We start from the raw sequence: 24664 nt of genomic DNA on the forward strand, positions 1-24664 counted from the left end.
CGCGGATCAGCCGCCGAGCACGCCCCGCAGCACGCCCGGGTGATCGGTGATGATCCGGTCGACACCGGCGTCGAGCATGCGGCGCATGTCCGCCTCCTCGTTCACGGTGTAGACGCCGGTCTCCATGCCGCGCTCGCGGACGGCCCCGACCAGGGCGGCGTCGGTGTTCCGGAAGCTCGGGTTGACCTGGTCGACCCCGGCGGCCTTCGCCTCGTCGAGTTCGGCGGCGGTCGGGCGGGTCTCGTAGAGCCACCCGGCGGGGATCCCCGGCGCGGCCTCGGCGAAGCGCAGCATCGCGTCGTGGTCGAACGACTGCACGACGACGCCCGGGCGCGGCTCACCGAGCGCGGCCGCCACCTCCTTCTCGATGCCGGGGTAGGTCGCCGGGTCCTTGAGCTCGATCAGCAGGCCCGCGCGGTCACCGGCCCGCTCGACGAACTCGTCGAAGGTCGGGATGCGCTCGCCGGCGAACTCCGGACCGAACCAGGATCCGGCGTCGAGCTGCTTCAGCTCGTCGAGGGTGAAGGACCCGACCGGGGCGAGCGCGCGGGCCGGGAAGACCTGCTCGACGTCCGTGGTGCGGGTCAGGGTGCCGTCGTGCAGCAGCACGAGGCGGCCGTCGGCGGTGCGCTGGACGTCGATCTCGACCGAGTCCGCCTTCTGGGCGACGGCCTCGTCGACGGCGGCGAGGGTGTTCTCCGGGGCGTCGCCGGACGCGCCGCGGTGCGCGACGACCTCGGGGCCGTCCTCCTGCGGCTCCGCGACGGCGGACGGGGCGAGGGCCAGCAGGGCGGCCGGGACGAGGGCGACGGGGAGCAGCGTGCCGAGCACGCGGCGCAGGGGGCGCACGGGGGTACCTCCGGATAGGGGAACACGATCGGGTTCGACCCTTCGTGTCCGGTTCGTCCGGTGGGTGGCGTGCAGATGGCCACGCGGCGACGAGTGTCGGAACCCCTGAGCGCCGGGTGTCAGGTGCGTGCGGCCGCCGCGGTGAGTGCGGGCAGGTAGCCGCCGGCGTAGCCCTCGGCGGTCGGGTGGTAGAGCGCCTGGTCGGCGGACCTCCCCGGCGGGTTGATCCACGGGTCGGCACTGCAGAGCCCGTGTCCGGCGAAGGCGCCCCGGACGTCGACGAACTCCCCGCGGAAGCGCTGCGCCGCGTCGGCGAGCGACGCGTCGAGCGTGTCGGCGGCCCGGTTGAGCGCCGCACGCCGGGCCGCGTTCGGCACCCCGCTCACGTCGCAGGACGCACCGGGCTCGAACAGCCGCGGGTATCCGAGGACGAGGATCGTCGCGTCCGGTGCCTGCAGCCGGACACCGACGATCGTCGAGATCAGGCCGCCCGGCGCGACGAACCGGGCGGCACGCTCACCGGCCCGGATCGCGCGGAAGCAGGTCTCGTCGTCGGGCGCCGTGCTGCAGGTCGCCAGCACCGGCCCGAAGCCGGTGTCGTTGCCGCCCACCGTGATCGTGACGAGCGAGGTGTCCCTGGCGACCGTGCGGACCTGCTTCGCGACGACCTCGCCGCTCGTCGCGCCGCTGCAGGCGACGTTCGTGAACGACGCGGGGGAGTTCCGGGCCGCCCACAGCGCGGGGTAGGAGCTGTCGCTGCGACGGCAGGCGCCGGTGGCGGGATCGGGGGTGGCCCCGACCCCGGCGGCGTAGGAGTCACCGAGCGCGACGTAGCGGGTGTCGCTGCGGGCGACGGCGGGTCCGGGCGGGGCGGCGACGGCGGCGGGCGCGAGCCCGGCGAGCAGCAGCACCGCCAGGGCACAGACCGGCAGCGGGAGCAGGAGGCGGCGCACGGCTCCAGCCAACCGCCGGCGACACCCTCCCGGCAATCGCGGTACCGGGTGACCGGGTGCACGGGCGGTGGAGCACGGTGTGGGCCGAACGGGTCCCGGTCACCGGTCCCCGGGCCCGGCGCCGGTCTCCGGCACCCACCCGAGCCGGCGGGAGATCGCCTCCCCGGCCTCGACGACGAGGCGGGCGACCCGTCGTCGTTCCGGGGGCCGAAGCGGGACACCGGCGCGCCCACCGCGAGCGCGGCGACGACGTGGCCGGTCGCGTCGCGGACCGGCGCGGCGACCGAGGCGACGTCGCCCTCCTGCTCGTCCGGCACCTCCGCCCAGCCGGACCGCAGCACGCGGTCCAGCCCGGCGCGCAGGTCCTCCGGCTGCCGGGGGGCGGGGATCCGCGGGTGCGCCAGGTACTCCTCGCGCTCGGCGGCGTCGAGGTGAGCGAGCAGCACGCGACCGCAGCTGGTGCGGTGGGCGGGAACGCGGCCCCCGGCCCCTGGCGGCGGGTGGTGGGGGCCCTCCAGCCGGTCGACGTGGACGACCTCGTCGCCGACGAGCACGCCGACCTGCACGGACCCGCCGGTCTGCGCGCGGACCCGGAAGAGGACCTGGGCCGCGGCCGTGTGCAGCTCGCGGTGCAGCGGAACCGCCCGGCCGAGCTCGAGCAGCACGATGCCGAGCCGGTAACCGCCGGTGTGCGGGTCCTGCTCGACGAGCCCTTCCGCGGCCAGCGTCGTGACCAGCCGGTGCACCGCGGACTTCCCGACGCCGAGCCGCCGCGAGAGCTCGGAGACGCCGACCGGGCCCTCGTCGGTGAGGAAGGTCTTGAGTAGCCGGGCGGCGTTCGTGACCGTCGACAGCGGTGCGTCGCCCACGGCCGTGCCTCCCGTCCGGACGAGCACGGGGTGACCTCCGGGGCCGATCGCTCCGGGAGCGGGCACGCTAGGCCCGCCCGGCCGGTGCGTCAAGCGGCTCCCGGGGCGCCCGGCAGGGCGCTGACGTGCGGATCTCCGGTCGCCGCTCGCGATGCTCGACGGCACCCGGTGTGCCGCCGGTGTGCCACCCGATGGTGGCCACGGTGCGTGACCGCCGGCACACCCCGGCCGGACGGCGAGACCACTCGGCCCGAGCGGGCCCGGCGGCGTTCGTGCAGGTCGATCGCCTGATTCGGGGTGAGATCGCCGGTGGTCGCTGCGATGAACGGCAGGTTGCGCCGGTGTCGGTCACCGAGCGTCCGCTCACCGCCCGTCGCGTTCCGGTGGTCTCGTGATCACCCTTTCGGGTTTGTCCGGGCGCCGAGCCCCGCTAGCGTGCTTCTCAGATCACGGAACGGTTACGAACCGGACGCGGCCCGACCCCCGACGGGCTGCCCGCTCCCCACGGGTTGTCCGCCGTTCCGCGATCTGGAAGGAAGATCGTGGCACGGCATCGCTCCCCCCAGGGCCGACCTGCGAGCCTCGGGCTCCTGTCACCGCAGTTCGCGGTGGCAGGAGCCGGTGGCATCGGCGGCACCTTCCCGGCCGGACCGCACGTCCGGCACGCCCGCACCGCGGGCTGGTCCGTCCCCCGTGACGCCGCCGGGACCTCCCGCTCCGCCGGCTCCCGGGACACGGGCTCCTCCGTCTCGACGTCGGCGAAGGTCGTCGCGGCCGTCGTCGCGGTCGGCGGGCTCGCCGGCGCCGCGCACGCGACGACGGGCGGCGCCGAGCTGCCCTCCCCGGCGGCCTGGTTCCAGGGGCTGTCGTCCGAGGCCCCCGCCGAGGCCGCCGTACCGGCGCCGCGGGCTCCGGTGGACTCCGCTCCGGCGGCGACCCCGATCGCCGACGCGAGCACCATCGCCGCGCTGGCCACCCCGGCCGCCGCGGGCGGCTCGGTCGCCGCACGGACCGTCACCGCGGCTCCCGCCGCGCACACCGGCGCCGCCGAGGCCGTGCAGAGCGCGTCGGCGTCGGTCGGCGAGGTGCAGAAGGCCGCCGCCGAGCGTGCGCGCGCCGCCGAGGCCGCCCGCGCCGCCGGTGCGACCGGCTCGCTGCAGTCCGCCTCCGCGGGCGGCGCGGTGTCGATCGTGACCGGGCGTGTCACCTCCGGGTTCGGCACCCGCTGGGGCACCGGCCACATGGGAATGGACGTCGCCGCGCCGATCGGGACGCCGATCCACGTCCCGCTGGCCGGCACCGTGATCAGCTCCGGTCCCGCCAGCGGGTTCGGCATGTGGGTCCGCGTGCAGCACGACGACGGCACCGTCACCGTCTACGGCCACATCAACCGTTCCCTGGTGTCGGTCGGGGAGAAGGTCTCGGCCGGTCAGCAGATCGCCGAGGTCGGCAACCGGGGCCAGTCCACCGGCCCGCACCTGCACATCGAGGTCGTCGACCCGAGCGGGACGAAGATCAACCCGAAGCCGTGGCTGGACGCCAACGGGTTCTCCTACACCTGACCGGGCGGCCGGGCCCGGCGGCCGTGGGGGACCGCCGGGTCAGGAGCCCTGCACGGACTCCAGCGCACGGATCTTGTTCGTCGCGTCCAGGGCCGCCACCTTGTACGCCTCGGACAGCGTCGGGTAGTTGAGGACGGTGTCGACCAGGTAGTCGACCGACCCGCCGCAGCCCATGATCGCCTGGCCGATGTGCACCAGGTCGGTGGCGTTCGTGCCGAACACGTGCACGCCGAGCAGTGTGTGGTCGTCGGGGGAGACCAGCAGCTTGAGCATGCCGTAGGAGTCGCCAACGATCGCGCCGCGGGCGAGTTCGCGGTACCGGGCCAGACCCGTCTCGTAGGGGATCGCGGCGGCCGTCAGCTCGGCCTCGGTCCGCCCGCAGAACGAGATCTCGGGGATCGTGTAGATCCCGATGGGCTGCAGCTCGTGCAGCTCCCGGACCGGCTCGTCGAACAGGTGGTACGCGGCCAGCCGGCCCTGGTCCATGCTGGTCGACGCGAGCGCCGGGAACCCGATGACGTCGCCGACCGCGGCGATGTGCTCCACCGAGGACCGGAACTGCTTGTCCACCTCGATCCGGCCGCGGTCGTCGGCCTGCAACCCGGCCGCGGCGAGCTGCAGCTCCTCGGTCAGCCCCTGCCGGCCCGCCGAGTACATGACCATGTCGGCGGGGATCTTCTTGCCGCTGACCAGGCTGGTGACGGTGCCCTTGCCGTTGACATCGACCGAGGACACCTCCTCGCCGAACCGGAAGGTCACCGCCGAGTCGCGCAGGTGGAACTTCAGCGACTCCACGATCTCGGGGTCGCAGAAGCCGAGCATCGAGTCCCGCTTCTCCACCACGGTGACGCGGGTGCCGAGCGCGGCGAACATCGAGGCGTACTCGATGCCGATCACCCCGGCGCCGACGACGACCATCGATCCGGGCACCCGGCCCAGCTCGAGCACCTGGTCGGAGTCGACGACCCGCTCACCGTCGAACGCGACGGTGTCCGGCCGGGCCGGCCGGGTCCCGGTGGCGATCACGAACCTCGACGCGGTGACGGTGTTGTGGTCGCCCCGCCCGGAACCCTCGACGACGACGGTGTGCGGGTCGGTGAACCGCGCGGTGCCGGTGAGGATGTCGACGTGGTTGCGCAGCAGCTGGTTGCGCACGATCTCGATCTCGCGGCCGATGACGTGCCGGGTCCGGGCCAGCAGGTCGTCGATGGTGATCTCGGCCTTGACCCGGTAGCTCGCGCCGTACATCTCCCGCTGGTGCAGGCCGGCCAGGTAGACGACGGCCTCCCGCAACGTCTTCGACGGGATCGTCCCGGTGTTGACGCAGACGCCGCCCATCATGTGTCCGCGGTCGGCGATGGCGACCCGCTTGCCGAGCTTCGCCGCGGCGATCGCGGCCTTCTGCCCGCCGGGCCCGGAACCGATCACCAACAGGTCGTAGTCGTACACGGGGCGCTCCTCGGCGTCGGCACTCACGCCGACCAGCCTCACGGTCGCCGGGGCACCCGGCAACAGGGCGGGCGTGAACAGCGTGTCACGCCCGGTAGGCGCGGCGCCGCTCGTGGGACAGGAAGTGCGCGGTCTCCCGGGTCGCGGTGTAGAGCGAACGGTAGTGCGGGTGGAACCGGTCGTACACCTCGCGCGCGACCGGGTCCGGTTCGATTGTGCGGGCCACCGGGTTCCAGCGGCGCAGGTCAGGATCGGCCCCGGTCGCGACGGCGGCCAGCCAGGCGTCGCCGAACGCGGCGCCGACGGTCTGCTCCGGCACGTCCTGCGGCACACCCGTCACGTCGGTGACGATCCGGGTCCACAGTCCACCCTGGACCCCGCCGCCGACGGCGACCAGACGCTTGGTCCCGCCGCCGGCCTCCCGCATGACCTCCAGGTTGTGCCGCACGCCGTGCGCGATGCCCTCCAGCGCCGCCCGGTAGACCTCGCCCCGGGTGTGACCGGTGGTGAGCCCCGCGAGGATCCCGCGGGCGTCCGGGTCGAACAGTGGGGTGCGCTCGCCCGCGAAGTACGGCAGGAGCAGCAGCCCACCGCTGCCCGGTGGCACCGCGCCGGCCTCGCCGACGAGCTCGGCGAAGTCGGAGCCGGTCAGGTCGCGCAGCCAGTTCGTGATCGCACCGGACGTCGCCATCCCCCCGGCCAGGGTGTGCGTGCCCGGGACGACGCCCCGGGTGGTCCACATCGCCGGGTGCGGCCGGGGCCGGTCGATCACCTCGATCAGGAACATCGTGGTCCCGTACATGACCATCACCTCGCCGGGGGAGGTGACGCCGGCGCTGGTCGCCTCGGCCCACGCGTCGACCGTGCCCGCGGTGACGGGCAGACCCTCCGGCAGCCCGGTCGCGGCCGCCGCGGCGGCGGTGACGTGCCCGGCCACCTCGGTCGGCCACAGGAGGCGGGGCAGCGCGATCCCGGGGGCGACGGCCTCGGCCCAGTCCCGCGCCCAGTCCGCGGCGGCCAGGTCGTACATCGGGTCGCACTGGCTGGCCGAGTGGTGGTCGAGCACGTACTCGCCGGTCAGCCGGTGCACCAGGTAGGACGAGCACATCAGGAACAGCGACGTGCGCTCGAACACCTCCGGCTCGTGCCGCGCCAGCCAGCGCCACTTCGGACCCACCGCCTGGGACGACAGCGCGGTCCCGGCCCGGGCCAGGATGCGGTCGGCGCCGATCTCCGCGGTGAGCTCGTCGATCTCGGCGGCGGCCCGGGTGTCGACGCCGTAGAGGATCGCGGGGCGCAGCGGCCGGCCGTCGGCGTCGGCGGGCAGCAGCGTGGGGCCGATCCCGGAGACGCCCAGACCGGCCGGCTCGGCGTCGGGGACGGCGGCGAGCAGCTCGCGGACGACGGCGGTGAAGTCACCCCACCAGATCGTCTCCGCGTCGTGCTCGACCCAGCCGGGCCGGGGCTGTGCGGTCTCGTGCGCGCGGTCGGCGCGGTCGAGGACCCGGCCACCGGCGTCGGCGACGACACCCTTCGAGCCCGACGTGCCGATGTCGACGCCCAGATACACGCGCATGCGTTCTTCCTACCGTTCCGCCCGAGGCGGGCGCACCGGTCCCCGCCCAGAACATCGGTGCGGATCCGGGCGGCGGACGGTCCGTGGCCCGGTCACGGACGCCCCCTCCGACTCCTACCAGCGGGAGCCGACAGAACCGCGGCGCACCGGCACCGGGCACCGCCTGCTGTCCACGAGATGGTGTCGGAAAGGAGGCGCCCGCGGCTCCGTCCACAGCCCGGCGGGCGGTCCCGCCCGGACATCGCCCACCCGGCGCACGCTCACCGCCATGACCGCACACCCCCGGCCCGACGCCGATCCGCCACCGCCTCCCGCACCCCGACCGGCCGGGAGCGCCGCTCCCCCCTGGCCACCGGGCGACCCTCCGCCGGCCGCGGGAGCGCGGCTCCGGCTCTCCTCGCCCGGCGACCTGGTCGCCGCGCTCCCGGTGCTGATCGGCTTCCATCCGGAGGACTCGCTGGTCCTGGTCGGGCTGGCCGGGCCGGAGCTGCGGGGCCGGGTCGGCCTCACGGTGCGGGTCGACCTGCCGTCCGGGCGGGACGTGCGCCGCGTGTGCACCGACGCGGTGTCCGTGCTCGCGGGGAGCGGGCCGGACCGGGCGGTGGCCGTCGTGGTGCGGGGCCGGCCGTCCGCCGCGCCCCGGCGCGCCCGGCGCGACGTCGCGCTGGCGGTCCGGCGGGAGCTGCGGCGGGCGGGGATCGGGCCGACGGCGGTGCTGTGGGCGTCGGGCACCCGCGCCGAGGACCGCTGGAGCTGCTACCCGCTTCCCGGACAGGCCTGCGGCTGCTCCGGCACGGTCCCGGACCCGACCGCGACGCCCGTGGCGGTGGCCGCCGCGGTCCAGGGCGGCCGGGCGGTGCTGCCCGACCGGGCCGCGGTCCGCGCCCAGCTCGACGGCGACGCCACCGACTCCGCGCGGCGGGCGAGGCTCGGGTCGGCACCCGTCCTGGTGGGCAGGCCGGGCCGGCCGGACCCGTGGTTGCTCGACGGCTGCCTCGACGACGCCGCCGAGGGGCGCCTGGTCGTCGACGACCGTCTCGCGCTGGGCGTCGCGGCGGCCCTCGCCGATCCGGACTTCCGCGACGAGGCGCTGCGCCGGTGCCTCGGAGCGCAGGCACCGCACGCCGAGCAGCTGTGGGCGGCACTGACCCGGGCGCTGCCGGCGCCCGAGCGGGCCGATGCGGCCGCGCTGCTGGCGACCTGCGCGCTGCTGCGTGGCGACGGGGCCCTCGCCACGCTCGCCGTGGAGCGGGCACTGGAGGACCGCCCCGCCCACATCCTGGCCACGGTCGTGGACACGTCGCTGCGGGGTGCCGTGACCCCGGGGGTGACGCCGGGTCCGTACGCCGGGCCGGTAGGGCTGCGCCGGCTGCTCACCGCGGCGACCGGCGCCCCGGCGGAGGGCGACGGGTGACCGGGTCAGCGCCCGCGGGCGAACTCCCACGCGTCGGAGACGATCCGCTGCAGCTCGGTGCGCGACGGCTTCCAGCCCAGGTCCCCGGCGGCACGCTCGCTGGACGCGACCAGCACCGCGGGGTCCCCGGCCCGCCGCGGCGCGACGACGGCCGGGATCGGGTGGCCGCTGACCGCACGGCAGGCCTCGACGACCTCCAGCACCGAGAAGCCGCGACCGCTGCCCAGGTTGTAGACGTTGTGCCGGCCCGCGGTCGCGTGCTGCAGCGCGAGCAGGTGCGCGTCGGCGAGGTCGTCGACGTGGATGTAGTCCCGCACGCAGGTGCCGTCCGGGGTGGGCCAGTCGTCGCCGTAGATCGAGATCGACTCGCGGGTGCCTGCGGCGACCTGCAGGACCAGCGGGATCAGGTGCGTCTCCACCGCATGCCGCTCGCCGAGGCGCTCCGCGCCGGACACGTGCGCCCCGGCGACGTTGAAGTACCGGAGGCTGGTCGCGGCGAGGCCGTGCGCCGCGGCGTACGACGTGATCATGTGGTCGATCGCGAGCTTGCTCGCACCGTACGGGTTGGTCGGACGGGTGGGTGCGGTCTCCGTGATCGGGACCTGCTCCGGCTCCCCGTAGGTGGCGGCCGTGGAGGAGAACACCAGCCGCGGCACGGCGTGCTCGCGGATCGCCTCCAGGAGCCGGAACGAGGCGACCACGTTGCCGTTCCAGTACTTCTCCGGCTTCTCCACCGACTCGCCGACCAGCGAGCGGGCCGCGAAGTGCAGGACGCCGTCGAACCCTCCGGCACCGAGCACGTCACCGGCCGTGCTGCCGAGCTCGCCCTCGACGAACGTGGCGCCGGCCGGGACGGCGTCGCGGTGCCCCGTCGACAGGTCGTCGAGCACGACGACCTCGTGTCCGGCCTCCAGCAGGTGCGCCGCGCACACGCTGCCGACGTACCCCGCCCCGCCCGTGACGAGCAGCTTCACTCCGGTCCTCCCCGCCTGGTCCGCGCCCGGGTCCGCGCCGTGCCGGTCCCGCGGCACGACCTTCTCACGGGCGCCCGCGGCGGCCGCCGCGAGGCCGGGCTACTGGGCCCGGACGAGGACCGCGTGCGCGACCAGCGGAGCGACCGTGGCCTTCTCGTCGTCCGCCGACGTGACGGGCACGGGGTCGCCGAACCGCGGGATCGAGCCGACCTCGACGCTGTTGCCCGGCACGATGCCGGCGAGCTTCAGCTCCGCCATGAGGTCGGCGTCGTTCTGCACGTGCTCGGCGATGCGACGCACCTCGACCCGGCCGCCGCCCCTGCGGGCGAGCTCGTCGAGCCGCTGCAGCCCGACCTCGAGCGTGGGCGGCACCGACGACGCGGCCGACGGCCCGTGGTCCTCGCGCTCCAGCTCGTCGAGGCCGGGGATCGGGTTGCCGTAGGGGGAGACGGTGGGCTTGTCGAGCAGGCGCACCAGCTTGCGCTCGACGTCCTCGCTCATCACGTGCTCCCAGCGGCAGGCCTCGGCGTGGACGAGTTCCCACTCCAGGCCGATGACGTCGATGAGGAGGCGTTCGGCGAGCCGGTGCTTGCGCATGACCGACACGGCGCGGCCGCGCCCTTCGTCGGTCAGCTCGAGGTGGCGGTCCCCGGCCACGACGACGAGACCGTCACGCTCCATCCGGGCGACGGTCTGGCTCACGGTCGGGCCGCTCTGTCCGAGGCGCTCGGCGATCCGCGCGCGCAGCGGGACGACGCCCTCTTCCTCGAGCTCGTAGATGGTCCGGAGGTACATCTCGGTGGTGTCGATGAGGTCGTTCACGTGGGGCCCCTTCGTTCGACGTCCAGTCTACCCAGGGCGAGCCCCGGGCACGGCGCACCCATCCGGGGCAGGATGGGCCGCGTGTCCGGTTCCATGATCACCCCTGAGGACCTGGTGGGGTTGCTGGCCCCTGCGGGTACGCCCGGCGGCGCAGCCGGTGTCCTCCGCCCGGTCGTGCTCGACGTGCGCTGGCGGTTGACGGGGCCACCCGGTAGAGACGATTTCGAGGCCCGTCGTGTTCCCGGGGCGGTGTTCGTCGACCTCGACTCCGAGCTGGCGGCGGGTCCGTCGGTGCCGGGGCCGGGCGGGCGGCACCCGCTCCCCGAGCCCGGGGCGCTCCAGCGTGTGCTGCGCGCCGCCGGGATCGGCGAGGACGACCGGCCGGTCGTCGTCCACGACGATCGCGACGGCTCGGTGGCGGCCCGTGCCTGGTGGTTGCTGCGGTGGGCCGGGCTCGATCCCGCCCGGGTCCGGGTGCTCGACGGCGGGTTCGCCGGGTGGGAGTCCGCCGGTGGGCCGGTCGCGGGGACCGCGGGCGGCGCGGACGAGCCCGAGCCGCTGCCGCCGGGCGACGTCGTCGTGCGGGCCGGTGCGATGCCGGTCGTCGACGCCGACGGAGCGGCCGCGCTGGCCCGCGACGGCGTGTTGCTCGACGCGCGCGCCGCTGCCCGGTTCCGGGGCGAGACCGAACCGGTCGACCCGCGCGCCGGGCACGTGCCCGGCGCCCGCAACCTCCCGGCCGCCGCGAACACCGGCCCGGACGGGCGCTGGGTCGGGCCCGACGTGCTCGCCGACCGGTTCCGCGCCGCCGGAGCGGCACCCGGCGTCCCGGTCGGTGCCTACTGCGGGTCCGGGATCAACGCGTGCGCCCTCGTCCTGGCCCTCGAGGTGGCCGGGCTGACGACGGCGGACGCGCCGGCGGCGCTCTACCCGGGCTCCTGGTCGGAGTGGAGCGCCGACCCCGCCCGCCCGGTCGCGACCGGTGACCGTCCGTGGGCGCAGGAGCGGTGAGCCCCGTGGTTGCGGCGGTCCTGCTGACATACGGTCCGGTGTCATGAGCGCGCGCACCTCGGTCGTGTGGACCCCGGACTTCCTGACCTACCAGCTGTCCGACGACCACCCCCTGAACCCGGTGCGGCTCGACCTGCACATGGAGCTGTCGCGCGGGCTGGGCGTGCTCGACGGCGTCGAGCTGATCGCGCCGGAACCGGCGACCGACGCCGAGCTGACCCGGGTGCACACGCCGGGCTACCAGACCGCGGTCAAGTCGGCGCCGGAGGCGCCGTTCGGGGTGGGCCACGGGCTCGGCACCTCCGACAACCCGATCTTCTTCGGGATGCACGAGGCGGCCTCGCTCATCGCCGGTGGATCGGTGGCCGCGGCCCGGGAGATCGCCGAGGGCCGGGCGGACCGCGCGGTGAACATGGCCGGCGGCCTGCACCACGCCATGCGGGACCGGGCGGCCGGGTTCTGCGTCTACAACGACTGCTCGGTCGCCATCGCCTGGCTCCTGGAGCAGGGCTACGAGCGGATCGCCTACGTCGACGTCGACGTCCACCACGGCGACGGGGTGCAGGACGCCTTCTACGACGACCCGCGGGTGCTGACGGTCTCGCTGCACCAGCACCCGCTCACCCTCTGGCCCGGCACCGGCTGGGCCGGCGAGTACGGCCGCGGCGACGGCGAGGGCTACGCGGTCAACGTCGCGCTCCCGCCGGGCACCGGCGACGCCGGCTGGCTGCGGGCCTTCCACGGCGTGGTGCCGTCGCTGCTGGAGTCGTTCCGGCCCCAGGTGCTGGTCACCGAGTGCGGCACCGACACCCACGCCGAGGACCCGCTGGCGAACCTGGAGCTGTCGGTCGACGGGCACCGGGCGATCTACCACGCGCTGCGGGAGATGGCTGAGACGACGGCGGGCGGCAAGTGGCTGGTGCTCGGCGGCGGGGGATACGCCCTGTACCGGGTGGTGCCGCGGTCCTGGACACACCTGCTCGCCGTCGCCCTCGACCGCGACCTGCACCCGGACACCACGATCCCGGCCGACTGGACGGCCCGGGCGTCCACCCACACCCGCGCACCGCTGCCGGTGTCGATGTCCGACGGGGCGGACCCGTCGTTCGAGCGGTGGGGCGGCGGCAACGAGGACCGGGTGGACTCGGCCGTCCTGGAGACCCGTCGTGCGGTGTTCCCGCTGCACGGCCTCGAACCCGACGACCCGCGGGACTGAGCGGGCCCGCGGACGCGGAACGGACCCCGGTAGCGACAGGCGGACAGGACGACCACGCGCATGCCCGACGAGCAGCAGCCCCAGCAGGTCGAGTACCCGTATCCCCGGCAGTGGGAGGCCGACGTCGTCGCCTCCGACGGCGGGATCGTGCACCTGAGGCCGATCACCCCCGACGACGCCGACGCGTTGCTGTACTTCCACGGCAAGCTGTCGGACCGGACCCGCTACCTGCGCTACTTCGGCCCGTACCCGCGGATCTCGCCGCGGGACCTCGAGCGGTTCACCGTCGTCGACCAGCGCACCCGGGTCGCGTTCCTCGCCCTGCTCGGTGACGAGATCATCGCCGTCGGCCGGTACGAGGGGCTCACCGCGAACGGCGGGGCGGCGGCGTCGGAGGGTGCGGGGACCGACCAGCCCGTCACGTCGGCCGAGGTGGCCTTCGTCGTGCGCGACGACCACCAGTCCCGCGGGCTCGGGTCGATCCTCCTCGAACACCTCGCCGCGGCCGCCCGGGAGAACGGGCTGTCCCGGTTCGAGGCCGAGGTGCTGGTGGAGAACCACGCCATGGTGCGGGTCTTCCGGGAGGCCGGCTACCAGGTCAAGCGCGCCTTCGCCGAGGGTGTGCTGCACCTGGAGTTCGACATCGACCCCACCGAGAAGTCGATCGCGGTGCGGGACTCGCGCGAGCAGGCCGCCGAGGCGCGCAGCGTGGCGAACCTGCTGCACCCGTCGTCGGTCGCGGTGATCGGTGCGTCGGCCGACGAGACCAAGATCGGGCACGCGGTACTCGTGAACCTGCTCCGGGCCGGGTTCACCGGGCCCGTCTACCCGGTCAACCCCGACGCCCGGTCCGTGCGCGGCGTGCGCGCCTACCCCTCGGTGATCGACATCCCGGACGAGGTGGACCTGGCCGTCGTCGCCGTCCCGGCCGCGAACATCGACGAGGTCATGGACTCGTGCCTGGCCAAGGGCGTGAAGGTCCTCGTGGTGATCAGCTCCGGGTTCGCAGACGCCGGGGGCGGCGGGAAGCTCGCCGAGCGCCGCCTGGTGGCCGAGGCCCGTGCGCACGGCATGCGGGTGGTCGGCCCGAACGCGCTCGGTGTGGCGAACCCGGACCCGTCGGTGCGGCTCAACGCGACGCTCGCACCCGCGATGCCCGGGCCGGGGCGCACCGGGTTCTTCTGCCAGTCCGGCGCGCTGGGCACCGCGATCCTCGCGAACGCCCGCTCGCGCGGGCTGGGACTGTCGTCGTTCGTCTCGGCCGGGAACCGCGCCGACGTCTCCGGCAACGACCTCATACAGTACTGGCAGACCGACCCCGGGACCGACCAGGTCCTGCTCTACCTGGAGTCGTTCGGCAACCCGCGCAAGTTCGCCCGGGTCGCACGGCGGCTGGCCCGGACCAAGCCGATCGTCGCCGTGAAGTCCGGCAGGCACACCGGCCCGTTGCCGTCGCTGGCCGGGACCGCCGCGCAGATCGACGAGTCGAGCGTCCAGGTCCTGTTCGAGCAGTCCGGGGTCATCCGGGTGCAGACGCTGCCGCAGCTGTTCGACACGGCACTCCTGCTCGCCTACCAGCCGATGCCCACCGGGCGGCGGGTCGCGGTCGTCGGCAACTCGACGGCGGTGAACCTCCTGGTCACCGACGGTCTGCTCGACGAGGGCCTCAAACCCGCCGGGGAGACCGTCGACGTCGGCACCCAGGCGTCGCCGGAGGCGTTCGCCGCCGCGGTCCGCACCCTGCTGGAGGGGCCGGAACAGCCGGACGCGCTGATCGCGGTGTTCGTCCCGCCGGTCGCGGTCGAGGGGACCGCGCACGCGCAGGCCCTGCGCGGTGCCGCCGCCGGGGCCGGCATCCCGGTGCTGGCTGTCTTCCTCGCGGCCGAGGGGATCCCGGCGGAGCTGTCGGTGCCGCAGGCCGACGGCAGCCCCGGCCCGGGTTCGGTGCCGAGTTACGCCAGCCCGGAGCGGGCGACGTCCGCGCTCGGCCGGGTCGCCCGCTACTCGGAGTGGCGCAACACGCCGGTCGGGGACTTCGTCGTCCCCGAGGGGATCGACCCGGAGCGGGCGCGCCGGCTGGTCGCGTCGTTCCGGCCCGACACCCCGCACGCGCTGACCGACGACGAGGCCGTCGAGCTGCTGGCCTGCTACGGCCTGGAGGTGATCGCGTTCCGCCGGGTCAGTGGCGCCGAGGCCGCGGTCGCCGCGGCGGAGGAGGTCGGCTACCCGGTGGTCATCAAGGCGACCGGTGAGCAGTGGCGACACCGCGGGGACTTCGTCGGCGTGCGGCTGGACCTCGTCTCCGCCGAGGCGGTCCGGGCCGCGCACGCCGAGCTGTCCCGGCTCACCGGCTCCGGCGAGGTGTACGTCCAGCGGATGGCGCCCAAGGGCAGCTCGTGCAAGATCGAGGTGGTCGACGACCCCTCGTTCGGTTCCCTCATCGCCTTCGGGCTGTCCGGGATGGCGACCGAGCTGCTCGACGACCGGGCCTACCGGGTGCTCCCGGTGTCGACCGAGGACGCGAAGCGACTGGTCCGCGCGCCGCGGGCCGCTCCGCTGCTGACCGGCTACCGCGGCACCGACCCGGTCGACACCGACGCACTCGAGGACGTCGTGCTGCGGATCGGGCAGCTCGCCGAGGACATCCCGCAGGTGCGGTCGCTGGCGCTCGATCCCGTGCTGGCCTCGCCCGACGGCGCCTTCGTGACCGGTGCCCGGGTGACGCTCGGCCCGGTCCCGGACCGCCGCGACGCGGGCCCCCGCCGGCTGCGCTAGCCGCCGGGGGCGCCACGCGTCAGCTCCGGAACGACACCTGCAGCGTCGGCGCGGAGGTGTCGGCGAAGAAGTCGTTGCCCTTGTCGTCCATCACGACGAACGCCGGGAAGTCCTCGACCTCGATCTTCCAGACGGCCTCCATGCCGAGCTCCGGGTACTCCAGGACGTCGACCTTGCGGATGCAGTCCTGCGCCAGCCGGGCCGCGGGGCCGCCGATGGACCCCAGGTAGAACCCGCCGTTCGCGGCGCACGAGTCCACGACCTGCTTCGACCGGTTCCCCTTCGCCAGCATCACCAGCGACCCACCGGCCTCCTGGAACTGCGTCACGTAGGAGTCCATCCGGCCGGCCGTCGTCGGGCCGAACGACCCGGACGCGTAGCCCTCGGGGGTCTTGGCCGGGCCGGCGTAGTAGACGGCGTGGTCGCGCAGGTACTGCGGCATCGGCTCGCCGGCGTCGAGCCGCTCGGCGATCTTCGCGTGGGCGATGTCGCGGGCCACGACCAGCGGCCCGGTCAGCGACAGCCGGGTCTTCACCGGCAGCTGCGAGAGCTGGGCGCGGATCTCGTCCATCGGGCGGTTCAGGTCGACCCGGACGACCTCGTCCGACAGGTCCTCCGACGTCGCCTCGGGCAGGTACTGGGCGGGGTCGCGCTCCAGCTGCTCCAGGTACACCCCGGACGGCGTGATCTTCGCCTTGGCCTGGCGGTCCGCCGAGCACGACACCGCGACCCCGACCGGCAGCGAGGCGCCGTGCCGCGGCAGCCGGATCACGCGGACGTCGTGGCAGAAGTACTTGCCGCCGAACTGGGCGCCGATCCCGAAGTTCCGGGTCAGCTCCAGCACCTGCTGCTCCAGGTCGGTGTCCCGGATCGCGTGCCCCAGCGGGGAGCCCTCGGTCGGGAGACCGTCGAGGTAGCGGGCCGAGGCGAGCTTCGCGACCTTGAGGTTGTACTCGGCCGACATCCCGCCGACGACGATCGCGAGGTGGTACGGCGGGCAGGCCGCCGTCCCCAGCGAGCGCAGCTTCTCGTCCAGGAAGGTCGCGAGCCGCTTCGGGTTCAGCAGCGCCTTGGTCTCCTGGTAGAGGAAGGTCTTGTTCGCCGAACCGCCGCCCTTGGCCATGACCAGGAACTCGTAGTACGGGTCGCGGCCGGGCTTGGAGTAGAGCTCGATCTGGGCCGGCAGGTTGGTGCCGGTGTTCTTCTCGTCCCAGAAGGAGAGCGGCGCCATCTGCGAGTAGCGCAGGTTCAGCTCCTGGTAGGCGTCGAAGACGCCGCGGGAGACGGCGGCCTCGTCGTCGCCGCCGGTCAGGACGGTCTCGGTCTTCTTGCCGACGACGATCGCGGTGCCGGTGTCCTGGCACATCGGCAGCACGCCACCGGCGGAGACGCAGGCGTTGCGCAGCAGGTCGGTGGCGACGAACCGGTCGTTGCCGGACGCCTCCGGGTCGTCGACGATCGCGCGCAGCTGCCTCAGGTGCGAGGGCCGGAGCAGGTGCTGGATGTCGGTGACGGCGGCGCGGACCAGGCCGGTGATCGTCTCGGGCGGGACCTCGAGGAAGGTGCGTCCGGCGGCCTCGGTGGTGGTACCCGCCGGCAGGTCGAGCTCGCGGTACTCGGTCTCGTCCGGGCCGAGCGGGAGCACGTCGGTGTGGTGGAACTCGGGCATGACCGGGACGCTACCGGGCGCGACCTCGGCGTGACCGCGGGTGGAGACGCAGCCGACGCGTGACGCGGACCGCTCACCGACGTAACCGGACGGCCCTCCGTTTCCGGTCGCCGTCGGTGGTCGCCGGCGCTAGCGTGGGGCGCATGCCTGGCTCGATCCTGGGAACCTCCGTCCGCCGCGTCGAGGACGCCGACCTGATCACCGGCGCGAGCACCTACGTCGGCAACCTGCTGCACGGTGCCGGCGCCCCGCCCGCCCTCGCGCACGTCGCCTTCGTCCGCTCGCCGCTGGCGCACGCGCTGGTCACCGGCGTCGACACCACCGAGGCCGCGGCAGCGCCCGGGGTGCTGGCCGTGTACACCGCGGCCGATCTCGACCTGCCCGCCCACCACGGCCTGATGGTGCTCAACCCGGACCTGCCGCGCCCGCCGCTGGCGACCGGCCGGGTCCGGTTCGTCGGTGAGGCGGTCGCGATGGTGGTCGCCGACAGCCGGGCCGCCGCCGTCGACGCGACCGAGCTCGTCGAGGTCGACTACGAGCCGCTGCCCGCGGTCACCGACCCCGAGGCCGCCCTCGCCGAGGGCGCCGAGCTGCAGTTCCCCGAGCAGGGCAGCAATCTCGCCGCGGGCGAGCGCGGCCCGGAGCCGGACCCGCTGGACGACGCCGAGGTCGTCGTCCGGGCCCGGATGGTGAACCAGCGCGTGGCCGCGGTCCCGCTGGAGGGCAACGCGATCCTCGCCGATCCCGCGCCGGACCCGGCCGACGGCGACTTCGACCTGACCGTGCACGTCTCCACCCAGATGCCGCACGGGTTCCGCGCGCAGCTCGCCGGCCTGCTCGGCCTGGACACCGACCGGGTCCGGGTGATCGCCCCGCACGTCGGCGGCGGTTTCGGCGCCAAGGCCGGTGTGCTCGCCGAGCACACCGCTACCGTCGTCGCCGCACGGGCGCTCGGACGTCCCCTGGCCTGGGTCGAGACGCGCTCGGAGAACCTCGTCTCGATGCCGCACGGCCGCGGCCAGGTCGGCTACTACGAGCTCGGCCTGACCCGCGACGGCCGGATGACCGGCCTGCGGACCCGGGTGATCGGCGACGCCGGCGCCCTGCCGCTGCGCACGACCTTCCTGATGGCCACCGGCGTCTACGACGTCCCGAAGCTGCGCTACGACGCGGTCGCCGCCCTGACCAACACGACGCCGATGGGTGCCTTCCGCGGTGCAGGCCGTCCGGAGGCCGCGGCCCACCTGGAGCGCCTGGTCGACGTCGCCGAGCTGGACATCGACCCGGTGGAGCTGCGGCGGCGCAACTTCCTCGCCCCGGACGTCTTCCCCTACACCACGCTGACCGGCGCCACCTACGACGTCGGCGACTACGACCTGCCGCTGCGCGAGGCGCTCCGCCTGTCCGGCTACGACGAGCTGCGCGCCGAGCAGGCCCGCCGCCGCGAGGCGGGCGACCCGGTCCGGCTCGGCATCGGGATCGCGGCCTACGTGGAGGTCACCGCGGGCGGGGGTGGCGGCGAGTACGGCTCGGTGACCGTCCACGCCGATGGGACGGCCACCGTCTCCGCGGGCACCTCGGCGCACGGCCAGGGTCACGCGACGTCGTTCTCGATGCTGGTCTCCGACCGGCTCGGGATCCCGCTGGAGAAGATCAGCTACGTGCAGTCGGACACCGCGAGGGTCCCGCGCGGGGCGGGCACCGGTGGCTCCCGGTCGCTGCAGCTCGGCGGCACCGCGGTCGCCGAGGCCGCACAGGAGCTCCACGACCGCGCCCGCAAGATCGCGGCGACGCTGCTGGAGGCCTCCACCGAGGACGTCGAGATCACCGAGGACGGGCGGTTCGGCGTCGCCGGTGTCCCCGGCGGCCCGTCCGTCGGCTGGCCCGAGGTGCACGCCCAGGCGGCGACGACGGGGGAGGAGCTGCACGTCGGGCTGGACTCGGAGCAGGCGGGGGCCACGTTCCCGTTCGGGGCGCACGTGTCGGTCGTCGAGGTCGACACCGACACCGGGCGGGTGACGCCGAAGCGGCACGTCGCCGTCGACGACTGCGGCCGGATCCTCAACCCGCTGCTGGTCGAGGGCCAGCAGCACGGCGGCATGGCGCAGGGCATCGCGCAGGCGCTGTACGAGGAGGTGCTCTACGACGACGAGGGCCAGCCGCTGACCTCCAGCCTCGCCGCGTACACGATCCCGACCGCGGCCGACATGTTCGACTACGAGACCGCGACCACCGAGACCCCGACGCCGCTGAACTCGCTGGGCGCCAAGGGGATCGGGGAGTTGGCGACGATCGGGTCGACCCCGGCGGTGCAGAACGCGGTGGTGGACGCGCTGTCCGACCTCGGCGTGCGGCACATCGACCTGCCGTGCACCCCGGAGCGGGTGTGGCGGGCGGTGTCGGCGGCCCGCGCCGGCGCCCCGCAGGACGCGTGGCGGGAGCCGCCGGAGGTGTTCGGCGACCTGCCGGTCCGCGGCGGGGGCGGTGACGACGAGGCCGCCATCTGACCCGCCACCGGGCCGCACCCACCCCGCGGTGCGGCCCGGCACGGCGGCCCGGCGGGCCCCGACCCACCCCCTGACTCCCGTTCCCGCCCGCGGTGGCGCAGACTCTGCGCCGGACGCAGACGGCGACACTCGAGGAGGGGCGCGCACGATGAGGCTCGCGACGATCCGGACCGCGACCGGGCACCGGGCGGTGCGTGTGGACGGCGACAGCGCCGTCGAGACGGGGGAGGCCGACGTCCGGGCGCTGCTCGAGCGCCCGGACTGGGCCGAGCACGCCGCGGCCGCCGACGGACCGGTGCACGACGCGGGAGCACTGGACCTCGCCCCACTGGTCCCGTCGCCAGAGAAGATCATCTGCGTCGGTCTGAACTACCGCGACCACGTGCTCGAGATGGGCAACGAGCTGCCGGAGTACCCGACGATCTTCGGCAAGTTCGCCCCGGCGCTGATCGGCGCCCGCGACGAGATCGAGCTGCCCCCCGAGTCCGACCGGGTCGACTTCGAGGCCGAGCTGACGGTCGTCATCGGGCAGGCCGTCCGGCACGCCGACGCCGAGTCCGCGCGGGCCGCGATCGCCGGCTACACGGTGCTCAACGACGTCAGCATGCGCGACTACCAGCGCCGCACGAAGCAGTTCCTGCAGGGCAAGACCTGGGAGCACTCGACGCCGCTGGGCCCCGAGCTCGTCACCCCGGACGAGCTCACCGCCGACCCGGCCGACGGCGGCGCGCTGCGCATCCGCTCCGAGCTCGGTGGCGAGACCATGCAGGACTCCACCACCGACCAGCTGGTGTTCGGCGTCGTCGACCTGATCGTCTATCTGTCGACGATCCTCACGCTCAACCCGGGCGACGTCATCGCCACCGGCACCCCGGGCGGCGTCGGCGACGCCCGCACGCCCCCGCGCTACCTCACCGACGGCTGCGAGATCGTCACCGCGGTCGAGGGGATCGGGGAGTGCCGCAACGTGGCACGGGCCCTGCGGTGACCGACGCCCCGGTCGCGGTACCCCCGCCGCTCGCGGACTCGCTGGCCTGGGCCGGCGACGGCCAGGCCCACCTGCGGGGGCTGATGACGCGGATGGGCGACGAGGCGTTCGGCGCGCCGTCGCTGCTCGCCGGCTGGAGCCGGGCGCACGTGCTCACCCACGTGGCCCGCAACGCCGACGCGATGATCAATCTCCTGCACTGGGCGAGCACCGGGGAGGAGACCCGTGCCTACCGGGACCCGCAGGCACGGGACGCCGACATCGCCGCCGGTGCGGCGCGCAGCCCCGAGGAGATCCGCGCCGACGTCGTCGCGACCTCGGACCGGCTCGCCGACGCCGTGCGTGCGATGCCGGAGAAGGCCTGGTCGGCCCGGGTCCGCAACGCGCAGGACGTCGAGATCCCGGCGACCGCGGTGCCCTGGGCGCGAGCTCGTGAGGTGTGGGTGCACGCCGTCGATCTCGACGTCGGCGCGTCGTTCAAGGACCTGCCGATCCCGATGCGGAAGGTGCTGGTCGCCGACGTCGCCGGGACCCTGGAGCAGCGTCCCGGCTGCCCGCACGTCCGGCTGGAGGAGTCGCGGACCGGTCAGGTGCGCGAGTTCGGGCCGGGACCGGCCACCGCCGACGGCGCCGAGCCCGGTGACCTCGGCACGATCCGGGGCCGGGCGCCGGACCTCATCGCCTGGCTCCTCGGCCGTCCGTTCGGCAAGGGCCTGCGCGACGCCGACGGCAACCGTCCCGCCCCGCTGCCGGTCTGGCTCTAGAGGTCCCGGCCCTCCAGCTCGTCCAGCCGGGCGGTGGCCCGTCCCAGCTGCCGGGCCATCTCGTCGAGCCGCGCCTGCAGCAGCGCCATCTCGGCCGTGAGCACCGCGACCGCCCCGGCCGTCGCGACCGGGTCACCGGAGTCGGCGAGGGGCGGGGCGCCGAACGCCGAGTCGTCGAGCGGGTGCGGCCCGGTGGGGACGGCGTCCCCGGCCGGTACCAGCGGTCCGGCCGGTACGTCGTCGGGCAGCAGGAGCACCCCGGCCAGGCGGGTGAACCGTTCCGGCGTCAGCACCGGCCGGGCCCCCGCGCAGCGCCCGCACACCGGTTCCAGCCGCCGCCAGCCGTGCTGCCCGGAGCCGGTGTCGGCGAGCGCCGAGACGCCCGCGCCGCAGCGGCACGGCCGCATCCGGACCGACCGGACCCGCTGCCGGGAGTAGCGCAGTCCCAGCTCGTAGCGCCGGAACCGGCCGGACACCGCGACCTCGAGCAGGACAGCACCCTGGTGCTCGGGTGCGCAGGCCAGCTCGCGGGCGTCGGCGTCGGAGTGGAAGCAGTAGAAGCCGTAGTCGCACCAGCGGGACGGGCACGCGTGCCGGCAGCCGTGGGCGCACAGCGCGTCGTCGACCGTGCGGTAGACGTGCGCACGCCCGAGGGTGACACCGCTGAACCCGGCCGTCGTCCCGTCCGCGGACAGCATCGGGAACGCGAGCTTGTGCCCCTCCAGCGGACCGGCCGGGTGCTCCTGCGGTGCGCGGCGGAAGAGACCGCTGGGCACGTCAGTCCTTGCGCGAACCCGTCCGGGCCGGCTCCTCGGTGGCCGCCGACCACTCGGTGAGCTCGGGCCGTGGGGCGGGGGCGGGTTCCGGTCGGTCCTGTGCGGCGGCGAGCCGGTCGGCCTCGTGGTCGACGGCGTACCCCTCGGAGATCTTGCGGCCCAGCCTCATGACGCCTCCCGTGTTCCGGGCTCCGGGCGGACCTCGTGTGGCCGCCGTCACCAGGCGGACCCCTCCGCCCGGTGTTGTCCAGGGCGGAACGGGTGAGCGAGGGCGGGGAACGGATCACACCGGCACCGGGTGCGCCCGGCGGTACCGTGCATCACCGGACGGACACCGGGGGTGATCGATGCGGGGCGCGGCGCGGTACGGGATCGAGCACGAGCTGGCACTCGTGCGGCCGGACGGCTCGCTGGCGGACTTCACCGTGCTGGGCCACGACGAGGTCGCGGCCGTCGTGGCCGAGCTGCCCGAGCTCCCCGGCGACCAGGCCGACCTGCGGATCGGCGACGCCGGGATCCGCCGCAAGCGCTGGTACGCCGAGGGCTACGAGCGGCTCGACGAGCAGGGCGAGCTGCTGCGGTTCGAGCCGAAGGGCATCGAGATCCGGACCGTCGTGCACGACTCGGTGGAGGCCACCGAGGCCGCGCTGGCGGCGGACGCGGCGCTGCTCGCCGAGGTCGCCGCCCGCCACGCGCTGCGGCCGGTGGCGATCGGCCACCATCCGGTGCGGTCGTCCTACCAGCTGGATCCACCGCCGAACGCCTGCGAGCGGGCGCTGATGGCGTCCTCCCCGGAGGAGCGCACCGCCCCGCTGCACATGGTCACCTGGGGGCCGGACCTCAACCTGTCGTTCCCCGAGGCCGGGAGCGATCCGGCGGTGCTCGCCGACGCGGCGGCCAAGCTCACCTACTACAGCCCTTACCTGGTGCCGTGGTCGTTCTCGTCGCCGTTCCGGGACGGGCGGCCGTGGGGCGGGCTGTCGGCGCGGACGTCGCGCCGCACCGGGGCCCGTCCGGCGGCACTGGCCTACCTGGAGCCGGACGCCCCGCTGCTGCCGACCGACCCCAGCCTGGTGCGGCACGCCGGCATCCCCGGCGAGATCGGCCGGATCGAGTTCAAGGCGTTCGACGCGGTCGCGGTCGTGCCGGGGGAGGAGCCGGCCGACGGCTGCGGCACCGGCCTGCCCGGCGCGCTGCTGTCGCTGCTCGCGGGGCTGCTGCGGGACACCACGCTGCCCGGGCGCCGGCGCACGCCGGACGCAGTGGCGCACCGTCGTTCCGCGCTGCGGGGCTGGACCGACCCCGGCACCAGGGCCGGGTCGCAGGCCGTGCTCGACGCCGCCACGGCCGCCCTGCGGGACGAGCCCGGTCACGACGGCCGCCTCGCGCTGCTGCGCGAACGGCTCGGCCGCCGGGAGACCCCGGCCGGCCGGATGCTCGCCCGGTACCGCTCCGGCGGCGGGATCACCGGCGTCGCGGCACCGCTCCGGCCGGCGGCCCTGTAGGCGAGCCGGCCGGAGCGCGGCTCAGCGGTAGCTGTGCTCCTCGGCGGGGTACTCGCCGCCGCGGACGTCGGCGGCGAAGGCGGCCGCCGCGTCGTGCAGCACCGAGCCGACCTCGGCGTAGCGCCGGACGAAGCGGGGGACCCTGCCGCGGTTCATGCCCGCCATGTCCGACCACACCAGCACCTGGCCGTCGCAGTCCGGGCCGGCGCCGATCCCCACGGTCGGGATCCGCAGCTCGCCGGTGACCCGCTTCGCGACGTCGGCGGGCACCATCTCCAGCACGACGGCGAACGCCCCCGCCTCCTGGACCGCCAGCGCGTCCTCGACGAGCCGGTCACCGGCGTCGCCCCGGCCCTGGATGCGGAATCCGCCGAGCGCGTGCTCGCTCTGCGGGGTGAAACCGAGGTGCCCCATCACCGGGACACCGGAGGAGGTGAGCGCCTCGATCTGCGGCGCGAACCGGGCACCGCCCTCCAGCTTCACCGCGTGCGCCCCGGCCTCCTTCATGAACCGGAACGCCGACTCCTGGGCCTGGGCGGGGGAGATCTGGTAGCTGCCGAACGGCAGGTCGGCGACGACGAGCGCGCTGCGCGCGCCGCGGACGACGGCGCGGGTCAGCGGGAGCAGGTCGTCGACCGTGACGGGGATGGTGTTGTCGTGCCCGAACACGTTGTTGCCCGCCGAGTCGCCGACGAGCAGCACCGGGATCCCGGCGTCGTCGAAGATCTCGGCGGAGTAGACGTCGTAGGCGGTCAGCATGGGCCAGCGCCTGCCCTCCTGCTTCCACTGCAGCAGATGGTGGACGCGGGTGCGCTTCGGCGGTGCCGCCGGTGCCCGGTACGGGGCCTCGGCCTCGCCGGATCCGGACGCGGGCGTGCTGCGCTCTGTGCTCACCAGTGAGCTCCTTCCGTGCCTCGAGGCCCACGCTGATCGCGGGTCCCCGGGTTCGCCGTCGGTGGCGGACGCCAGGGTGCACCCGGCGGCG

Annotated in this window: 19 protein-coding genes and 1 pseudogene; 9 read left to right on the forward strand and 11 right to left on the reverse strand. The window is 74.9% G+C overall.

The genetic code is table 11. The annotated features are described in order from the left end of the window. Positions 1 to 6 precede the first annotated feature (6 nt). The 3 genes and pseudogenes from Ae150APs1_RS26755 to Ae150APs1_RS30710 form a co-directional block, all read right to left on the reverse strand. Complete coding sequence (locus Ae150APs1_RS26755; RefSeq protein ID WP_139317191.1) at positions 7 to 849, reverse strand: glycerophosphodiester phosphodiesterase family protein; 843 nt, start codon at positions 847 to 849, stop codon at positions 7 to 9. Positions 850 to 968: 119 nt separating this feature from the next. Further along, entirely contained in the window at positions 969 to 1802 is an 834-nt protein-coding gene (locus Ae150APs1_RS26760; protein WP_060572742.1) for an SGNH/GDSL hydrolase family protein, read from the reverse strand. A gap of 263 nt (positions 1803 to 2065) precedes the next feature. Then, a pseudogene (locus Ae150APs1_RS30710) lies at positions 2066 to 2836 on the reverse strand (IclR family transcriptional regulator); the annotation flags it as partial. A 443-nt stretch (positions 2837 to 3279) separates the two neighbouring features. Here Ae150APs1_RS30710 and Ae150APs1_RS34015 point away from each other — a divergent pair. Further along, positions 3280 to 4233 (forward strand): M23 family metallopeptidase, encoded by a 954-nt coding sequence (locus tag Ae150APs1_RS34015; protein WP_249266490.1) that lies wholly within the window; start codon positions 3280 to 3282, stop codon positions 4231 to 4233. Between the two features lie 39 nt (positions 4234 to 4272). Here Ae150APs1_RS34015 and sthA read toward each other — a convergent pair whose 3' ends face one another. Together sthA and Ae150APs1_RS26785 are read right to left on the reverse strand one after the other, a co-directional pair. After that, positions 4273 to 5709, reverse strand: a complete 1437-nt coding sequence (gene sthA, locus Ae150APs1_RS26780; RefSeq protein WP_029239727.1) for a Si-specific NAD(P)(+) transhydrogenase — start codon at positions 5707 to 5709, stop codon at positions 4273 to 4275. Between the two features lie 58 nt (positions 5710 to 5767). Continuing rightward, positions 5768 to 7258 carry an FGGY-family carbohydrate kinase gene (locus tag Ae150APs1_RS26785; RefSeq protein WP_075301050.1) on the reverse strand — a complete coding sequence of 497 codons (1491 nt, stop codon included), beginning with the start codon at positions 7256 to 7258 and terminating at the stop codon, positions 5768 to 5770. Positions 7259 to 7526: 268 nt separating this feature from the next. On the opposite strand from Ae150APs1_RS26785, the gene Ae150APs1_RS26790 reads away from it, so the two are divergent. Next, positions 7527 to 8672 carry a DUF4192 domain-containing protein gene (locus tag Ae150APs1_RS26790; protein ID WP_075301052.1) on the forward strand — a complete coding sequence of 382 codons (1146 nt, stop codon included), beginning with the start codon at positions 7527 to 7529 and terminating at the stop codon, positions 8670 to 8672. Between the two features lie 5 nt (positions 8673 to 8677). Here Ae150APs1_RS26790 and galE read toward each other — a convergent pair whose 3' ends face one another. Together galE and Ae150APs1_RS26800 are read right to left on the reverse strand one after the other, a co-directional pair. Continuing rightward, positions 8678 to 9646: a UDP-glucose 4-epimerase GalE gene (galE, locus tag Ae150APs1_RS26795; protein ID WP_075301054.1), complete on the reverse strand. Its 969-nt coding sequence runs from the start codon at positions 9644 to 9646 to the stop codon at positions 8678 to 8680. Between the two features lie 99 nt (positions 9647 to 9745). Then, the gene (locus Ae150APs1_RS26800; protein ID WP_010235530.1) at positions 9746 to 10468 is read right to left on the reverse strand and encodes a metal-dependent transcriptional regulator; all 723 of its coding nucleotides are present in this window, start codon (positions 10466 to 10468) and stop codon (positions 9746 to 9748) included. Positions 10469 to 10561: 93 nt separating this feature from the next. Here Ae150APs1_RS26800 and Ae150APs1_RS26805 point away from each other — a divergent pair, with 93 nt between their 5' ends. Genes Ae150APs1_RS26805 through Ae150APs1_RS26815 form a run of 3 tightly spaced genes read left to right on the forward strand, consistent with a single transcriptional unit; the run spans position 10562 to position 15470 of the window. Further along, the gene (locus Ae150APs1_RS26805) at positions 10562 to 11479 is read left to right on the forward strand and encodes a sulfurtransferase (RefSeq protein WP_083680534.1); all 918 of its coding nucleotides are present in this window, start codon (positions 10562 to 10564) and stop codon (positions 11477 to 11479) included. A 43-nt stretch (positions 11480 to 11522) separates the two neighbouring features. Further along, positions 11523 to 12695, forward strand: coding sequence for an acetoin utilization protein AcuC (locus Ae150APs1_RS26810; RefSeq protein WP_075301056.1), 1173 nt, complete (start codon positions 11523 to 11525; stop codon positions 12693 to 12695). A gap of 60 nt (positions 12696 to 12755) precedes the next feature. Then, complete coding sequence (locus Ae150APs1_RS26815) at positions 12756 to 15470, forward strand: bifunctional GNAT family N-acetyltransferase/acetate--CoA ligase family protein (protein ID WP_075301058.1); 2715 nt, start codon at positions 12756 to 12758, stop codon at positions 15468 to 15470. Between the two features lie 19 nt (positions 15471 to 15489). Here Ae150APs1_RS26815 and Ae150APs1_RS26820 read toward each other — a convergent pair whose 3' ends face one another. After that, on the reverse strand, positions 15490 to 17139 hold the full coding sequence (locus Ae150APs1_RS26820; protein WP_060572734.1) for a fumarate hydratase: 1650 nt from the start codon (positions 17137 to 17139) through the stop codon (positions 15490 to 15492). A 143-nt stretch (positions 17140 to 17282) separates the two neighbouring features. Here Ae150APs1_RS26820 and Ae150APs1_RS26825 point away from each other — a divergent pair, with 143 nt between their 5' ends. The 3 genes from Ae150APs1_RS26825 (at position 17283) to Ae150APs1_RS26835 (ending at position 21398) form a co-directional block, all read left to right on the forward strand. Then, the gene (locus Ae150APs1_RS26825) at positions 17283 to 19646 is read left to right on the forward strand and encodes a xanthine dehydrogenase family protein molybdopterin-binding subunit (protein ID WP_075301060.1); all 2364 of its coding nucleotides are present in this window, start codon (positions 17283 to 17285) and stop codon (positions 19644 to 19646) included. Positions 19647 to 19794: 148 nt separating this feature from the next. Further along, on the forward strand, positions 19795 to 20634 hold the full coding sequence (locus Ae150APs1_RS26830; protein WP_075301062.1) for a fumarylacetoacetate hydrolase family protein: 840 nt from the start codon (positions 19795 to 19797) through the stop codon (positions 20632 to 20634). Continuing rightward, the gene (locus tag Ae150APs1_RS26835; protein WP_075301064.1) at positions 20631 to 21398 is read left to right on the forward strand and encodes a maleylpyruvate isomerase family mycothiol-dependent enzyme; all 768 of its coding nucleotides are present in this window, start codon (positions 20631 to 20633) and stop codon (positions 21396 to 21398) included. Before Ae150APs1_RS26830 ends, Ae150APs1_RS26835 begins: the two co-directional genes overlap by 4 nt. Here the strand turns inward: Ae150APs1_RS26835 and Ae150APs1_RS26840 are convergent. Next, positions 21395 to 22174, reverse strand: a complete 780-nt coding sequence (locus tag Ae150APs1_RS26840) for a hypothetical protein (protein ID WP_075301066.1) — start codon at positions 22172 to 22174, stop codon at positions 21395 to 21397. The two genes, Ae150APs1_RS26835 and Ae150APs1_RS26840, sit on opposite strands and share 4 nt — an antisense overlap. 1 nt (position 22175) lies before the next feature. Beyond that, positions 22176 to 22343 carry a hypothetical protein gene (locus Ae150APs1_RS32305; protein ID WP_170918140.1) on the reverse strand — a complete coding sequence of 56 codons (168 nt, stop codon included), beginning with the start codon at positions 22341 to 22343 and terminating at the stop codon, positions 22176 to 22178. 178 nt (positions 22344 to 22521) lie between these two features. Here Ae150APs1_RS32305 and Ae150APs1_RS26845 point away from each other — a divergent pair, with 178 nt between their 5' ends. Then, entirely contained in the window at positions 22522 to 23679 is a 1158-nt protein-coding gene (locus Ae150APs1_RS26845; protein WP_075301068.1) for a glutamate-cysteine ligase family protein, read from the forward strand. A gap of 21 nt (positions 23680 to 23700) precedes the next feature. Here the strand turns inward: Ae150APs1_RS26845 and panB are convergent, their stop codons facing one another. After that, positions 23701 to 24573, reverse strand: coding sequence for a 3-methyl-2-oxobutanoate hydroxymethyltransferase (gene panB / locus Ae150APs1_RS26850; RefSeq protein WP_075301070.1), 873 nt, complete (start codon positions 24571 to 24573; stop codon positions 23701 to 23703). Positions 24574 to 24664 lie beyond the last annotated feature (91 nt).

It is taken from the genome of Pseudonocardia sp. Ae150A_Ps1 (assembly GCF_001932315.1).
Classification (GTDB): domain Bacteria; phylum Actinomycetota; class Actinomycetes; order Mycobacteriales; family Pseudonocardiaceae; genus Pseudonocardia.